Raw genomic sequence first — 14,205 nt, 5'->3', positions numbered from 1 at the left:
CCGCCAAACCCGAAGGGCATTCGGCGTTTTGATACGGATAGATTCAGTCACGAAGCGGTATCCGGACGGCACCGTCGCGGTCGACCAGCTGTCGCTGGAGATACCGGACCGCGCGATCACCGTCCTCGTCGGGCCCTCCGGCTGCGGCAAGACGACGACCCTGCGGATGATCAACCGGATGGTCGAGCCCACCGAGGGCAGCATCCTCCTCGACGGCACGGACATCCGGCAGCAGCCGGTCAACACCCTGCGCCGCTCGATGGGTTACGTCATCCAGAACGCCGGCCTCTTCCAGCACCGCACCATCCTCGACAACATCGCCACCGTGCCCCGTCTGCTCGGCCGGACCAGGCGGCAGGCCCGGCAACGGGCGGCCGAGCTGATGGAACGGGTGGGGCTCGACACCTCGCTCGCCAAGCGGTACCCGTACCAGCTCTCCGGCGGCCAGCAGCAACGCGTCGGCGTCGCCCGGGCGCTCGCCGCCGATCCGCCGGTGCTGCTGATGGACGAGCCGTTCTCCGCCGTCGACCCCGTGGTGCGCAAGCAACTTCAGGACGAACTGCTGCGCATCCAGGAGGAGCTGGCCAAGACCATCGTCTTCGTCACGCATGACATCGACGAGGCGATCAAACTCGGCACGATGGTCGCCGTGCTGCGCACCGGCGGGCGGCTCGCCCAGTTCGCGCCGCCCGCCGAACTGCTCAGCGCACCCGCCGACGCCTTCGTGGAGGACTTCCTCGGTGCCGACCGCGGCATCCGCAGGCTGTCGTTCTTCCCGTCCGCCGGCCTGGAGCTGCAGACGTCGCCGGTCGTCGCGGTCGACGCCGACGCCGCGCAGCTCGCCTCCCGCGCCGACGCCCCCTACCTCCTCGTCACCGACCCCGACGGCAGGCCGCTCGGCTGGAGCGAGCCGGACCGGCTCACCGCCGGCGCCATCGACCGGGACCAACTCATCGACCACGGGCGGCCATTCGTGCCCGGCAGCGACTCGCTGCGCACCGCGCTCGACGGGGCGGTGCTCTCCCCGACCGGCTGGGCCGTCGCGGTGGACGGCGAGGGACGCGCCGTCGGCGTCGTGTCCCAGCAGGTCATCGGCGAGGCCATCCGCGCCGCGCACAGCCGGGTGGCGCGCGGCGCGGGGGTGAAGGCCGCACGATGAACGGCTTCTTCGACCTGCCGAGCGACCTCCAGCACAGCTACCTCGGACTCGTCGGCCTGCACCTGCGCGAGGCGCTGATCCCGGTGCTGGCCGGTCTGATCATCTCGCTGCCCGTCGCCCAGCTGTGCGTGCGCTTCCGGTGGATCTACCCGCCCGTCCTCGGGATCACCACGGTCCTCTACGCCATCCCGTCCCTGGCCTTCTTCGTCGTGCTCATCGACTACTTCGGGCAGAGCGAGACGACGGTGATGATCCCGCTCGCGCTCTACAGCCTGGTGGTGCTCGTCCCCGCGATCGTGGACGGCGTCCGCTCGGTACCGCAGGAGACCCTGGCCGCCGCCGAGGCCATGGGCATCGGACCGGTACGCCGCTACTTCCAGGTGCAGTTGCCCATCGCCGTACCCGCGATCATCGCGGGCCTGAGGGTGGCGACCGTGTCGAGCATCTCCCTCGTCAGCGTCGGCATGCTCATCGGCAACCAGGGCGCGCTCGGCAACATGCTCTACGACGCCCAGACCTACCACCGGCCCGCCCTGGCCGTGAACTCCGTCCTGACCATCGCGGTGCTCGGCATCCTCGCCGACGCCCTGCTGGTCCTGGTCCGTACCCTGCTCACCCCCTGGATGCCGCGCAAGGGAGCCGCCCGGTGAACGTCCTCGACTTCGCCCGCGCCTTCTTCAGTGACAGCGCCCACTGGCACGGCTACGACGGCATCCCCACCCGGTTCGCCGAGCACCTCAGGTTCTCGCTGGAAGCCCTGCTGATCGCCGCCGCGGTCGGACTGCCCGTCGGGCTGCTCACCGGACACTACGGGCGGGGCGGCAACGCCCTCGCCCTGATCGCCACGGCGGGCCGGGCCCTGCCCAGCTTCGGTCTTCTGGTCCTGATGTTCATCTGGATCGGCTTCGGTCTGCTGCCGGTGATGATCCCGCTGGTCGTGCTCGCCGTACCGCCGATCCTGGTCACCACCTACGAGGCGATCCGTTCCGTCGACCCCTCGCCCGTGGACGCCGCCCGGGGCATGGGCATGTCCGAGGCGCGGGTGCTGTTCCAGGTGGAGGTGCCGGTCGCGCTCCCGCTGATTTTCAGCGGCCTGCGCACGGCGGCCATCCAGATCGTCTCGACCGCCACCATCGCCGCCTACGTCAGCCTGGGCGGTCTCGGCCGGTACATCATCGACGGCCTCTACCAGAAGGACTATGACAAGGTCGTCGGCGGCGCCACGCTGGTCGCCGGACTCGCCCTGGCCACCCTCGTGGTGTTCTGGGCGGCATCGCGGCTCACGGTGTCACCGGGGGTGCGCCGGAGCGGCTGACGTCCACGGCCCGGTGCGGGCCGTTGCCGGACCGCTGCCGCACCCAACTGCCCACAACCGGCCGCAGATCGAGGCCAATCGGTGATCTGCGGCCCTTGACTGACCGAGATCCGGCTGGATTGGATCGGTGTGTGACTTCCACCAACCGCATCAGCAGGTCCATCCGGAGGAACCGAGGCGCGGCGGTGGTCGCCCTCGCGGCGGCGGCTCTGCTGGCGGGCTGTGCCTCCAAGGGCGACAACTCCAACCCCCTGACGAACGACAGCAAGGCGAGCGACGGCACCGTCGTCGTCGGCTCCAACAACTTCCCCGAGAGCACCCTGCTCGCCGACATCTACGGCGAGGCCCTCAAAGCCAAGGGCGTCAAGGTCACGTACAAGCCGAACATCGGCAGCCGCGAGAACACCTACGGGCTGATCAAGAACGGCTCCCTGTCGGTGCTGCCCGAGTACAACGGCGCGCTGCTGGCCTACCTCGACAAGAACGCGAGGCCGAAGACGGCCGAGGCCACCACGACGGCCATCGAGGCCAAGCTGGACTCCAAGCTGGCCCTGCTGCAGCCCGCGGCGGCGCAGTCCAAGGACTCGGTCACGGTCAACGCGGCCACCGCGAAGAAGTACCACCTCACCGGGAAGTCGTCCATCGCCGACCTGAGGGACCTCGCGAAGGACCTGGTGATCGGCGCCTCTCCGGAGTTCCAGGCCCGGCAGCAGGGCCTCGTGGGCCTGAAGTCCGTCTACGGGCTGCAGTTCAAGTCCTTCCGGGCGCTGGACGCGGGCGGCCCGCTCACCCAGGCGGCGCTGAAGAAGGACGCCGTGCAGGTCGCGGACATCTTCACCACGGACCCGACCATCACCAAGGAGAAGTTCGTCGTCCTGCAGGACCCGAAGAACCTCTTCGGCTTCGAGAACGTCCAGCCGCTCGTCCACAGGAGCGCCCTGCCCAAGAAGGGCGTCGACGCGCTCAACGCGGTCTCGGCCAAGCTCGACACCGCGACCCTGCTGGAGCTCGACACCCAGGTCCAGGCCCAGAACAAGGACCCGTTGGACGTGGCCAAGGCCTGGTTGCGGTCCGCCGGCCTCGCCTGACGCCCGGGCCCGCGTCTGCCTGTGGGATTTCCTCAGGATTGGTGGTGCTGATGGAAGAAATCCGCAAGCACGCCGCTCCCGTTGGAGTCCGCCTCCCGTGATCTCCCACCCTCGCTACGGGGCCGGTTGCCGGCCCCGTAGCGAGCGTGAGAGGAACCCCATGATCACGGAAAGCGTGGCTGCCGCCACTCCCTGCCGCAGGCGCCGGTCCGGCCTGGTCGCCCTGCTGCTCGGCGAAGCGATGAACCTGCTGGACGCGACCGTCGTACAGGTGGCCGCACCGGCCGTCCACGCCGATCTGGGCGGACCCGTCTCGGACGTGCAGTGGTTCGGCGCCGCCTACACCCTGCCGTTCGCCGTGCTGCTGATCACCGGCGGGCGGCTCGGGGACATCGCGGGCCGGCGCCGGATGTTCGTCCTCGGCGTCACGGTGTTCACGGCGGCGTCCGTCGCCTGCGCCCTGGCGCCGTCGCCGGGGCTGCTCATCGCCTTCCGGGCCGTACAGGGCGCCGCGGCGGCGCTGATCATTCCGCAGACCATCGGGCTGATCAAGGCGATGTTCTCGGGGGAGGAGACGGCGAAGGCGCTGGGCAGCATCGGGCCGGTGATGGGCCTGGCAGCCGTCTGCGGCCCCGTCGTCGGCGGTGTGCTGACGCATGCCGACCTGTTCGGCTCGTCCTGGCGGTCCGCGTTCCTCGTGAACGTGCCGCTGGCCGCAGTGGTGCTGACCCTCGCCCGGAACCTGCCGGAGAACCGCGCCCCGCACCGGCCGGCCCTCGACTGGCCCGGCACCGCGCTTGCGGCACTCGGCACCGGACTCCTGGTATACCCGCTGATCGGTGGCGACCTCCGTCAACTCGCCCTGCCCGACTGGCTGTTGCTGGGCGCCGGACTGCTCGTGCTCACCGCCTTCGCCCGGCACCAACGACGCACGGACCGTCCCCTGGTGGAGCCCAGCCTGTTCACCCACCGCGGCTTCCCGGCCGCTCTCGTCACCTCCACTGCCTTCTTCGCGGTGACCAACGGGCTGACCGTCGTGGTCGTCCTGCAGCTCCAACTCGACGCCGGCACGGGCGCCCTGGCGTCCGGGCTGAGCCTGCTGCCGTGGTCCGCGGGGCTCGCCCTCGCCTCCTGGTGGGCCGGCTCACGGCTGGTACGGCGGTACGGGCGCCGGGTCATGCCGTACGGGCTCGGGGTGCTGCTGGCCGGACTGCTCGCCGCCGTGGCCGCGTACCGGACGACCGCGCCGGGCCACTGTCCGGTCGTACTGCTGCCCGCCCTCGCCCTCGTCGGCCTCGGTGCCGGCCTGTTCACGCCCGCCTTCTTCACCCTCGCCCTGCGCCCCCTGCGCCCGCACGAGGTCGGCTCGGCGGCCGGGCTGCTCAACGCGGTGCAGCAGCTGGGGGCGACGCTGGGAGTGGCGGTGCTGGGGAGCGTGTACCTGGCGGGGAAGGGCGTGGGCGCGGCGCAGGCGGCCTGCTGGGTGGCGGTGGCGGTGCTGGCCGTTGCCTGGGCGGCGAGCGGAAGGGTCGGGGCGGGGGAGGGCACTCAAGTGCCCTGAGCCACAGCCGGCCGGGTGTGTTTCGCTCGTCGGTGCCGGCGGGGCGCAGGTGATGACGGTGAGCACCCCGAAGGGCGCGGGGCTGTATCGACATGCGCTTCCGTCGCGTGGGCGCCACCAGCCCGCACGCACCCGCAGCCGCGCACGGCCTCACCCGGCAGGACGTCCGCGTCGTACCCGGGCCAGATCCGTCAGCACCGGACTCGCCGCTTTGAGCGTACGCAGCACCGGGCTGGTTTCCAGCGCGTCGATCTCGCGCAGCGCACCGAGCCGCCCGGTGAGGTAGCGGTGCAGGTCGGCCGGGTCGCGGCACAGCGCCTGGGCGACCAGGTTGGTGCGGCCGGTGGTCGCGGCCACGAAGGCCAGCTCGTCATGGCCGGCCAGGGCGAGGGCGACCTTGTCCTGGTCCGCCGGGCGCACCGACAGCCACAGCAGGGCCCGGGTCCGCACACCGAAGAGCCCGGCGTCCACCTCCACGTCGAAGAACAGGGCGCCCGCCGCGCGCAGTTCGGACAGCCGCCGGGCCACGGTCGCGGGCGACCAGCCGGTCACCCGGGCCAGCTCCCCCTGTCCGGTCCGCCCGTCCCGTTCCAGCGCGGCCAGCAACTCGCCGTCCTGCGGGCCCGGTTGCCGTACCGCCTCCGCGCTCTCCCGGTATTCCAGGGCCGCCTGCTGCTGCTCGTCCAGGGCCTGGGCGCTGCGCCGCCAGTTGGCGGGGCCGCCCAGGTAGGTGTGCAGCAGACAGTGCGCGGAGACGGCGGTGATGCCGCCGGTGCGCGGGACGTCGTGCAGCAGGAGGGAGCCGGGGGAGGCGTCCTCGGCCGGGGCGTGGATCACCGCCGTGATCTCCGTGCCCCCGGAAGTCAGCTTCACCCAGGACGTGTCCGGCCGCCGCACCAGCGCCGCGGCGATGTCCTGCGCCGAGCGTGCCGTCGCCGTCAGCCGCACCAGCCACTGCGTACGGCCCGCCCGGTCCGGATCGGCGAGGCCGACCACGCGCAGCCCGGCCTCCGTGCGCAGCCGGCGGTAGCGGCGGGCCACGGTCTGCGCCGAGACCCCGAGCACCTCGGCGATCCTGCTGAACGGCGCCCGGCCGTCCAGGTGCAGGGCGTGGATGAGGGCACGGTCGAGATCGTCGAGCATGCCCCCATCCTCGCTCGTCCGGAATCGCTCAGAGGTCGAACTCGTGCGGCGGCAGATCCAGCGTGTAGCACGCCTCGCGCACCACGGCCTGCTCCGTCTTGTCGAAGTCGCCGTCCGCGCCGCCGATCACGATGCCGATCTGGATCACGGCCCGCGCCTCGGCCGGCTTCTTCTTCGCCTTGGCTATCTCCTGCAGCACGCTGACCTTGCCGAAGGCGAAGTCGGTCGTCAGCTTGTTCAGGTTCTCCTCGAAGCGGCGCCTGAGGTCGTCCGCCGGGAAGTTCTGCAACACCTCGTTCGTCGCGATGAGCTGGGCCACCCGCTGCCGCTCCGAGGGGTCCACGGTCCCGTCGGCGGCAGCCACGAGCGCGCACATCGCCATGCTCGCATCGCGGAACGCACCGCTCTTCAGGTCGTTCTTCTTCGCCACCAACTGGGTCTGCATCTGCGACGCGGACTCCTTGATGCGGTCCCACAGAGCCATGCGCACTCCTCATGTCCACAGCCGGGTGCTGCCACGGCACACCGGCGCAACTTCTACAACACCGTAGAAACTCATGGGACGGCCGGGAAGTTCCCGCATCACCGGGCATGCGCCTGCTTGCGGCGCCTGCGGCGGCTGACGCGCGGTTCCTGGTCGGGGAGCCAGCCGAAGGTGAGGCAGCTGCCGGTGACGCCCAGCAGGAGGCCGACGAAGAAGCCGCCGAGGTTGGAGGTGACCCAGGTGCCGAGGGAGACCAGGACGCCGGTGAGGGAGTAGAACAGCCGCTGCGCGGGGTTGAAGAGGATCAGCAGGCCCAGCAGGCCCAGCAGCGTCGGCAGCAGGTAGCCGGCCAGTCCCTGCATCCCGACGTGCATCACGACCTTCAGTGAGGCCTTCTCGGTGAGCAGGATCTCCCCGGAGGCCAGGGCGAGCAGCAGCCCGCCCCAGAACGGCCGACGGGCCCGCCAGCCACGGAATGCGTCCCGCGCTCCCTGACGTGGACGGCCGGTCACCGGGATCAGCAGCCCGAGTCGCTGAAACGCAGTTTCAGGCCGGGAAGCCTGAACACACCGGCTGTGGTCGCGTAGTTGGTCTGCCGCAGATTACCGATGTGGACGGTGTCGGCCTGCTGACTGAAGACGCCGATCGGTCCCTTCGCGTTCGCCTTGTTCAGCGTGCTGGCGTCGTTGCCGATCTCGATGTTCTTGAACGCCGCGTTGCCGGACAGCTCCGTGGAGTCGGTGGTGAGGTCGTGCGCGGTCACCTTGGCCGCACCGCTTCCCGCCGTGATCAGCAGGTTGGTGCCGCCGAGGTCGACGCTCTGGCACAGCTTGGTGAGGGTGGCTTCCCTGATCGCGGAGGTCACCACCAGCACCTGACCGCCGCTGTCCCCGGCGTTCGGGCTGCCGTCCGCCATGTTGTCGAGGCCGCCGAACTGCTCGAAACCGGTTCCGTCGAGTTCCGTCGCGGTGACCGTGAACGGCATGCCGGAGATCGCGAACTGCACACCAAGCGCCCCCTGTGCGGTGAGCACCGCGAGACCGGCGGCGACGAGCGTGGCGGGTACCGCCATCACCGCGGCCCGGCGGGCCCGGACCCGGCCCCGTCGCTCGGTGACACCGGCGATCGCAGCCTGCGGTGCTTCGGACGGCGCGGCCTGCTGCGCCTCGGACGGTGAACCGTTTCCCGGGTTCTCGGGTGTGTTGCCGACGGACGGGACGTCCGGGGACGAGGCCATGTCTGCTCCCATGGGCATGGATCAATGCGGGTTGGGCTTCAGCGGCGCGATGTCCTGGCGCGGACAGCGACTGCCGCGTACGCCTCCTCGCGCCCCGGCGGAGCAAGGGCTTTCTCGTTACGCGGCAGTAGCCTGCGAGGAAGTTACCGCCGGTTACTTTGAAGGGTCAAGGGAGTTGTGAAAAAAGGGTGTCGGGTGTGCGCGGGGTGCGACCGAACGGCACAACTGCCCCTGAACTCCTTGACGTTGACGGTTGATCAGGTCTACAACTCTCCCTGTTTCACGGATCCGTGGCGCCGGATCCGCCGAGCGGCACCGGTCGTGTCCCCGGCCGTCTCAGCCGACCGCTCACCTCAGCCCAGGGAAACCGTTCACATCGGTGCGGCTGCGCACGTTCCCCCCTGGTCGTGCCCGGCCGCTCCCGGCTGTTGCCGGCCGTTCCCTGCCGGACCGGCCGAAGGCCTTCCCCCGGGCCTTCGGCCGGCGCCCGGGGCCCTCGGGCGTTGTCCGGGCTGCCGCCGTCGCCGGTCCGTCGCGTACGGAGAAGGCGCCACGGCCCTGCGCCGGCGGCACCGCGCACACCACCGGCACCGCGTTCATCGAGCCACGCCTAACGGCGCCACGCTTCACCGCGCCGCATTTCACGGCGCACCCGCCATCCCTCACCCACCTCACCCGGACCCCACCCAGGAAAGAGGCACCCGCATGCGCACCCGATCCCTCCTCGCCCTCGCCGGCACCGCCACCGCGCTCGCCCTCGCGGTGGCCGCTCCCGCCTCCGCCGACGGCAGCGCCGTTCTCACCACGGGCAGCGCGGGCGGCACCGCCGTGGCGACCGGCGACACCCTCACCGCGCCCCTGGCCTCCGGCACGTCCGCCACGCTCTACTCCAGCGCGACCGGTACCAGCGGCGTCAAGTGCACGTCCTCCCAGTTCACCGCCACGGTCACCGGCAACCCGGCCACCCCGGGCACGGCCACCGAGTCCGTCACCGGGCACACCTTCGACCCCAGCTCCTGCACCAGCAACGTCACCGGTGTGACCGGCGTCAGCAGCATCACCGTCGACAACCTGCCCTACACGGCGACCGTCGCCTCCGACGGCACCCTCACCGTGTCGCCGGCGAGCGGCTCCACCATCCAGACCACGGTCAAACTGCGCACCCTCCTGGGCACCATCACCTGCGTCTACCAGGCGCCCGGTCTGACCGGGAAGACCGACAACACCGACAGCAGCATCGGCTTCACCAACCAGAAGTTCACCAAGTCGTCCGGTTCGTCACTGTGTTTCGCAAACGGTTACTTCACCGCCAAGTACGCGCCCGTGACGGACGGCGGCTCCCCGGTGTACGTCAACTGACCTCGCCCAGGAGCGAGTTCAACGGCGTCGCCGTCGTACTGTCAGGGCGGCACCCCCGGTGAGCAGCAGCACCGCGGCGGCGCCGCCCGCCAGTACGGCCGCAGAGGGGCCGGAGCCCGCACGCGTGCCCTCCGCCGCCGGCGCACCGGTGGCGGAGGCGGAGCGAGCCGGACGTGCCGTCGTCGCCGGTGCCGTCTGCGCGTCCGCGTGCCGTGTCCCCTTCGCTTCCTTCCTGGTGAAGACCACGTCGGAACACGAGTAGTAGGTGTCCGGCGTGCTGCTGTTCTGCCAGACGGTGTACAGGATCTGACGCCCTGTCCGATCGGTCGGCAGCGTCGCATCGATGTGGTACGCCCCGTTCCGCAAGGGCGGATCGGTGACCTGAGCGAAGGGCCGCTCCGGCAGATCGGACCACGTAAGCGGTTTCTGCGGGTCGTAACCGGGCATGGTGAGGTACAGCCTGAACGTCCCCGTGTGCGCGATCGTCGAGGCGTACGTCATCGTCAGTCTGCCGCCGGGCGTCAGCCGGGTCGCCGGCCAGTCCGGCCGGGCCAGGTCGAGGCCCCGGTACGCCGGCAGGTTCCCGCTGCACAGTCTGCCGTCCGGAACCACCTGCCGGTCACGGCCGTTCACCCCTGCCACGCGCAGGTTGTCCCACGCCGTGAACGGAGCGCCGTTCGCCGCGACCGCCGCCCGGCAGGCCGCCGAGCGGGTGGCGTCGCCGCCCTCGGGGGAACAGGCGTAGACCCGGCTGACCGGGTCCGTGGGGGCTCCGTGCGCCTGGGCAGGCCCCGCCGCCCACGACAGGAGCAGAAGCGGGGCCGCAGCGGCGGCCGCCGCGACGCTCAGGCGGGCGGTCATCCGGGTCACCCGAGTCATCCGCATCGTCCGAATCATTCCGGGACGTCTCCTCGGCTGTGCGGGAACGGGATCTGCGGTGTCCAGTACGGCGGAGGCGATCCGTGCGTTCAGCCGGATCAGTCGCGTCGGTCACCTGTGAACCGGCGCATCTGTGAACCGGCGAACCGGCGCACAGGTGATCCGCGGATCAGCGCATCCCTGATAGCGGGACCGGCGCATCGACATCTCCCGGCCGGCGCATCGCCACCCTCCGAACCGGCGCATCGACACACTCTCCGGACCGGCGCATCGGTGGGCCAGGGGCGCGAAAGCACCGACCGGTTGGGATGTTTCGCGCCTGCTTCCAGTCCCCGTTGAGGAGCCGACCGTCGGCCTCGTATCGTGGCGATCATGGGTCCGGCACCCCGCCGTCCCGCGGCTGCCGAGGGCAGCCGGGAAACGAAGGGGAGGAGCTGTTCTGGTCTCGTCCGTCCACGGACCGCCGAAGAACCGTCCGCTGCCGGATCCGCCGGTGACACGTGTCGCGCCCCCGGCCCGTACCCCGGACTCCCGCTGCTCATGGGTGAGTTATCGTGTGCAAGGGGCTAAAAACAAACCGCATGTCCCGTTCGTTCGAGTCGCGAGGAGGGGGTCCAGGATGGCGAGGCAGTTACGCGCCGAGCAGACCCGGGCAACGATCATCACGGCCGCCGCCGATCTGTTCGACCGGCACGGCTACGAGTCCACCAGCCTGAGCGACATCGTCGCACACGCGAAGGTCACCAAGGGTGCGCTGTACTTCCACTTCGCCGCCAAGGAGGACCTCGCCCACGCCATACTCGAACTCAATGCCAGAGCCGCGCAGAAGCTCGTCGCCGAGGTCGAAAGCCGTGGCCACTCCTCGCTGGAGGCCCTGATGCGCACCACCTTCGGGGTCGCCCGGCTCGCCGTGGAGGATCCGGTGCCGCGCGCCGCGCTGCGTCTCGCCACCGCCGACGTCGCCGTACGGCCGCCGCTGCGGCACCCGTTCACCGAGTGGCTGGACTTCGCGACCCGGAAGTTCACCGCGGCCGTCAGGGAGGCCGATGTGCACAGCGATCTCGACGTCGGTGTCGTCGCGCACTCCCTCGTCTTCTTCTTCGTCGGCACCCGGGTCGCCGGCCGCTCGCTCGAACCGGTGGCACGGCTTCCGCGCCGGGTCGCCGAGATGTGGCACCTCCTGATCCGGGGCCTGGTCCCGGTGCACCGCCGCCCCCGCTACGTCACCCTCGCCACGCAGCTGGAGCGGGAGATCAGAACCGCCTGACGCCCGCGATACCGTGAGGGACATGCCCGACACCCCGTTCGCACCCGTGATCCTCGGCAACGAACCCGGCTCGTTCCCGCACAGCGTGCTGGCCGAGCGCCACCCCGCGATCATCCGGCAGGTGCGGGACGCCTTCCCGTACGGCCCCGGGCAGCACCGGGCTCTCGACGAGCTGCTGAAGAGCTGCACACAGGGGACGGTCGAGCCGCTGCCCGCCGATGCCCCGGACGGGGACCGGTGGCAGGAGTGGGGCCTGTCCGGCTGCGCCGGACGCTCCTGGTACGACGTGCCGTGGCTGTGGTCCGAGAGCTACTTCTACCGCCGGCTGCTCGACGCCGTCGGCTGGTTCGGCCCCGGCGCCTGGCAGGGCATCGACCCCTTCCGCCCGTTCAAACGCGCCGAACTCGACGCACCGGAGACCGACGAGGAACTGGCCGCGCTGGACGTTCTGCCCGGCGTGCCCGAGCAGGAGCGGGCGCGCGCCCTGCTGTACGGCTCACTGTGGGGCAACCGCGCCGACCTCGGCTTCCGGCTCTCCGTCGAAGGTGCCGAGGGCGCCGAGGCCCGGGACCAGGCCCCCGCACTGGTCGCCGACGACAGCGCGGCCCTGTGGTCGCTGCTGCCGCCCGGCGGCACGGCCACGCTCGTCCTGGTCGCCGACAACGCCGGCCGCGAACTCGTCCCGGACCTGCTGCTGATCGCCCACCTCCTGGCCGAGGGCCGGGCGGCGCGGGCGGTGCTGCACGTCAAGCCGTACCCGTACTACGTGTCCGACGCCACGACCGCCGACGTCGTCGACGCGCTGCACCGGCTGCGCACCGCCTCCGGCGCGGCCGTCGAGTACGCGCGCGTGCTCTGGTCGGCGATGGCCGACGGCCGCCTCACCGTGCGCGCCCACCCGTTCTCCTGTGCTCCGCTGCCGTATGCGGAGATGCCGGACGACCTGCGCGCCGAGTTCGCCGCGGCCACGCTGACCGTCTTCAAGGGCGATCTCAACTACCGCCGCCTGGTGGGCGACCGGCTGTGGCCGCCGACCACGCCCTTCCAGGAGACGACCGCCTACTTCCCCGGTCCGGTCGCCGCGCTGCGCACCCTGAAGTCCGACGTGATCACCGGCCTGTCCGCGGGGACCGAAGCCGCGCTGGTGGCGACCGAGGGCCGACGCTGGCGCACCAGCGGCACGCACGCGCTGATCCAGGTCGACCTGACCTGACCGCCGATCTCCACGTGGCCGTCGACGCCACGTGGCGGTCGAGTTCAAGTGATCTGCAGCGGCAGTGACTTGATGCCGTTGATGAAGTTGGACACGAGCCGTCGGGGCGGTCCGGCGAGCCGCGGCTCGGGAAGTGCGCTCAGTGCCTCCTCGTAGAGCAGCCGTAGCTGAAGCCGGGCGAAGTGGGCGCCCAGGCACACATGCGGGCCGTCGCCGAAGGACACATGCGGGTTGGGTGAGCGGGCCAGGTCGAGCCGGGCGGGGTCGGTGAAGACCCGCTCGTCCCGGTTGGCCGAGGCGTGGAAGACGACGATCTTGTCACCGGCCGGGATCCGTCGCCCCGCCAGCTCGGTGTCCCGGACCGCGGTCCGCCGGAAGGTCAGCACGGGCGGATGCCAGCGCAGCAACTCCTCGACGGCCATGGGCAGTTCTGCTTTTCCTGCGCGCAGTGACCGGTAGGCCTCCGGGTGTTCCGCCAGCGCCAGCAGCCCGCCGGGGGCCGCGCTGCGCACGGTGTCGTTGCCGGCGACGGTGAGCAGGAAGAAGAACATCCCCAGCTCGGTGTCGGTGAGTTCGGCGTCGGCGGCGAGGGTGGTCATGACATCGTCCGCCGGGTGACGCCGTTTGTGCGCTGCCAGGTGACGCGCATAGCCGAACATGTCCTTCAGCATCGCCGGGGAGCGCGGGTTGACCGGCTTGCCCGCCTCGTCCAGCACCGGAGGACCGGCCTCGTCCGGGTCCTGGTAGCCGATGACCCGCTGTGTCCAGTGCAGCAGCAGCCGCCGGTCGCTGTCCGGGACGCCCAGCAGATCCGCCAGGTTGAGCAGGGCGTACTCGTCGGTGACGGAGGCCACCAGGTCGACCGTGCCGTTCCCTTCCCGCGCGCGCCGAAGGGCACCGGCGAGCAGGGTGCGCGCCCGGTCCCGGGCGAGCGACGCGAACCGGTCGACCCGGCCCGGTGTGAACGCCCGGCTCACCAGCCGACGCAGTCGGCCGTGCCCGGGCGGATCCTGATTGAGCATCATGCTGCGGAGGAACGGCAGGTCTTCCGGGTCGGGGTCGCGGATCTGGGTCGCGCCGAGGTGGGAGGAGTACGTCGTGGCGTCCTTCAGCACCCGGACGACGTCCGCATGCCGGGTCACCGCCCAGAACCCCGGCCCGGCGGGCCAGCCCAGCACCTCCGGCTCCTCCTGCCGGGCGACCGGATGGTGATCCCGCAGCACGCGGTAGTCGTCATGGGGCACACCGGACGCATACCGGCGCGGATCGAACACATCGGGCACCGCCGGCACCTCGCCCACCCTCACACCGCCCCGCCGATGGGGTGCCCGACCACCGGGAACCGTTCCCGGCCCGCGTACGCGGACCGGTCGGCGAACCGGCCGTGCACGGCGAGCACCTCGTGGGCGCCGTCGCCGTGCACCTCATGGGGCAGCACGAAGGAGGTCATGCGCCCACCGTGGCCCGAGCGCGAAGGCACGGCAAGAGGGCCGGCCGGGG

15 protein-coding genes are annotated in these 14,205 nt (G+C 71.1%); 8 read left to right on the top strand and 7 right to left on the bottom strand.

All coding sequences use genetic code 11. The features are described 5' to 3' along the window. Positions 1–28 precede the first annotated feature (28 nt). The 5 genes from ACZ41I_RS13235 (at position 29) to ACZ41I_RS13215 (ending at position 5,123) form a co-directional block, all read left to right on the top strand. Positions 29–1,159, top strand: coding sequence for an ABC transporter ATP-binding protein (locus ACZ41I_RS13235; protein ID WP_363218240.1), 1,131 nt, complete (start codon positions 29–31; stop codon positions 1,157–1,159). Next, on the top strand, positions 1,156–1,809 hold the full coding sequence (locus ACZ41I_RS13230; protein ID WP_363218239.1) for an ABC transporter permease: 654 nt from the start codon (positions 1,156–1,158) through the stop codon (positions 1,807–1,809). Before ACZ41I_RS13235 ends, ACZ41I_RS13230 begins: the two co-directional genes overlap by 4 nt. Then, entirely contained in the window at positions 1,806–2,474 is a 669-nt protein-coding gene (locus ACZ41I_RS13225) for an ABC transporter permease (protein ID WP_399772709.1), read from the top strand. The genes ACZ41I_RS13230 and ACZ41I_RS13225 overlap by 4 nt, the downstream gene beginning before the upstream one ends. Before the next feature lie 131 nt (positions 2,475–2,605). Continuing rightward, on the top strand, positions 2,606–3,562 hold the full coding sequence (locus ACZ41I_RS13220) for an ABC transporter substrate-binding protein (RefSeq protein ID WP_468514080.1): 957 nt from the start codon (positions 2,606–2,608) through the stop codon (positions 3,560–3,562). Positions 3,563–3,722: 160 nt separating this feature from the next. Next, positions 3,723–5,123, top strand: coding sequence for an MFS transporter (locus ACZ41I_RS13215; protein WP_468514079.1), 1,401 nt, complete (start codon positions 3,723–3,725; stop codon positions 5,121–5,123). A gap of 150 nt (positions 5,124–5,273) precedes the next feature. On the opposite strand, the gene ACZ41I_RS13210 is transcribed toward ACZ41I_RS13215, so the two are convergent. The 4 genes from ACZ41I_RS13210 to ACZ41I_RS13195 all read right to left on the bottom strand — a co-directional run bounded on the left by ACZ41I_RS13210 (position 5,274) and on the right by ACZ41I_RS13195 (position 7,987). After that, entirely contained in the window at positions 5,274–6,266 is a 993-nt protein-coding gene (locus ACZ41I_RS13210; RefSeq protein ID WP_468514078.1) for an Lrp/AsnC family transcriptional regulator, read from the bottom strand. Positions 6,267–6,294: 28 nt separating this feature from the next. Continuing rightward, positions 6,295–6,750: a tellurite resistance TerB family protein gene (locus ACZ41I_RS13205; protein WP_363218234.1), complete on the bottom strand. Its 456-nt coding sequence runs from the start codon at positions 6,748–6,750 to the stop codon at positions 6,295–6,297. Between the two features lie 98 nt (positions 6,751–6,848). Next, positions 6,849–7,262, bottom strand: coding sequence for a DUF6114 domain-containing protein (locus ACZ41I_RS13200; RefSeq protein ID WP_363218233.1), 414 nt, complete (start codon positions 7,260–7,262; stop codon positions 6,849–6,851). 5 nt (positions 7,263–7,267) lie between these two features. After that, the gene (locus ACZ41I_RS13195) at positions 7,268–7,987 is read right to left on the bottom strand and encodes a DUF6230 family protein (RefSeq protein WP_399772720.1); all 720 of its coding nucleotides are present in this window, start codon (positions 7,985–7,987) and stop codon (positions 7,268–7,270) included. Between the two features lie 705 nt (positions 7,988–8,692). Between ACZ41I_RS13195 and ACZ41I_RS13190 the strand changes: the two genes are divergently transcribed. Beyond that, entirely contained in the window at positions 8,693–9,346 is a 654-nt protein-coding gene (locus tag ACZ41I_RS13190; protein ID WP_468514077.1) for a Tat pathway signal sequence domain protein, read from the top strand. A gap of 18 nt (positions 9,347–9,364) precedes the next feature. Here the strand turns inward: ACZ41I_RS13190 and ACZ41I_RS13185 are convergent, their stop codons facing one another. Then, positions 9,365–10,243, bottom strand: coding sequence for a lytic polysaccharide monooxygenase (locus ACZ41I_RS13185; protein WP_468514076.1), 879 nt, complete (start codon positions 10,241–10,243; stop codon positions 9,365–9,367). Positions 10,244–10,844: 601 nt separating this feature from the next. Between ACZ41I_RS13185 and ACZ41I_RS13180 the strand changes: the two genes are divergently transcribed. Together ACZ41I_RS13180 and ACZ41I_RS13175 are read left to right on the top strand one after the other, a co-directional pair. Further along, positions 10,845–11,492: a ScbR family autoregulator-binding transcription factor gene (locus ACZ41I_RS13180; protein ID WP_363218230.1), complete on the top strand. Its 648-nt coding sequence runs from the start codon at positions 10,845–10,847 to the stop codon at positions 11,490–11,492. A gap of 22 nt (positions 11,493–11,514) precedes the next feature. Next, positions 11,515–12,705: a damage-control phosphatase ARMT1 family protein gene (locus tag ACZ41I_RS13175; RefSeq protein ID WP_468514075.1), complete on the top strand. Its 1,191-nt coding sequence runs from the start codon at positions 11,515–11,517 to the stop codon at positions 12,703–12,705. A gap of 44 nt (positions 12,706–12,749) precedes the next feature. Here the strand turns inward: ACZ41I_RS13175 and ACZ41I_RS13170 are convergent, their stop codons facing one another. Both ACZ41I_RS13170 and ACZ41I_RS13165 read right to left on the bottom strand, forming a co-directional pair. Beyond that, positions 12,750–14,012: a cytochrome P450 gene (locus tag ACZ41I_RS13170; RefSeq protein WP_468514074.1), complete on the bottom strand. Its 1,263-nt coding sequence runs from the start codon at positions 14,010–14,012 to the stop codon at positions 12,750–12,752. Continuing rightward, entirely contained in the window at positions 14,009–14,155 is a 147-nt protein-coding gene (locus tag ACZ41I_RS13165) for a hypothetical protein (RefSeq protein ID WP_468514073.1), read from the bottom strand. The genes ACZ41I_RS13170 and ACZ41I_RS13165 overlap by 4 nt, the downstream gene beginning before the upstream one ends. Positions 14,156–14,205 lie beyond the last annotated feature (50 nt).

The sequence above is a fragment of the Streptomyces sp. NPDC030799 genome, from assembly GCF_055572255.1.
Note: the sequence above shows the minus strand (reverse complement) of the source record. Positions and strands in the feature narration are given on the sequence as shown.

Excerpts from the sequence above, each read along its gene's own strand:
- ACZ41I_RS13180 (WP_363218230.1), top strand. The coding sequence starts at position 10,845 with ATGGCGAGGCAGTTACGCGCCGAGCAGACCCGGGCAACGATCATCACG.
- ACZ41I_RS13175 (WP_468514075.1), top strand. The coding sequence starts at position 11,515 with ATGCCCGACACCCCGTTCGCACCCGTGATCCTCGGCAACGAACCCGGC.
- ACZ41I_RS13165 (WP_468514073.1), bottom strand. The coding sequence starts at position 14,155 with ATGACCTCCTTCGTGCTGCCCCATGAGGTGCACGGCGACGGCGCCCAC.
- ACZ41I_RS13190 (WP_468514077.1), top strand. The coding sequence starts at position 8,693 with ATGCGCACCCGATCCCTCCTCGCCCTCGCCGGCACCGCCACCGCGCTC.
- ACZ41I_RS13210 (WP_468514078.1), bottom strand. The coding sequence starts at position 6,266 with ATGCTCGACGATCTCGACCGTGCCCTCATCCACGCCCTGCACCTGGAC.
- ACZ41I_RS13205 (WP_363218234.1), bottom strand. The coding sequence starts at position 6,750 with ATGGCTCTGTGGGACCGCATCAAGGAGTCCGCGTCGCAGATGCAGACC.
- ACZ41I_RS13195 (WP_399772720.1), bottom strand. The coding sequence starts at position 7,987 with ATGGCCTCGTCCCCGGACGTCCCGTCCGTCGGCAACACACCCGAGAAC.
- ACZ41I_RS13215 (WP_468514079.1), top strand. The coding sequence starts at position 3,723 with ATGATCACGGAAAGCGTGGCTGCCGCCACTCCCTGCCGCAGGCGCCGG.
- ACZ41I_RS13185 (WP_468514076.1), bottom strand. The coding sequence starts at position 10,243 with ATGATTCGGACGATGCGGATGACTCGGGTGACCCGGATGACCGCCCGC.
- ACZ41I_RS13230 (WP_363218239.1), top strand. The coding sequence starts at position 1,156 with ATGAACGGCTTCTTCGACCTGCCGAGCGACCTCCAGCACAGCTACCTC.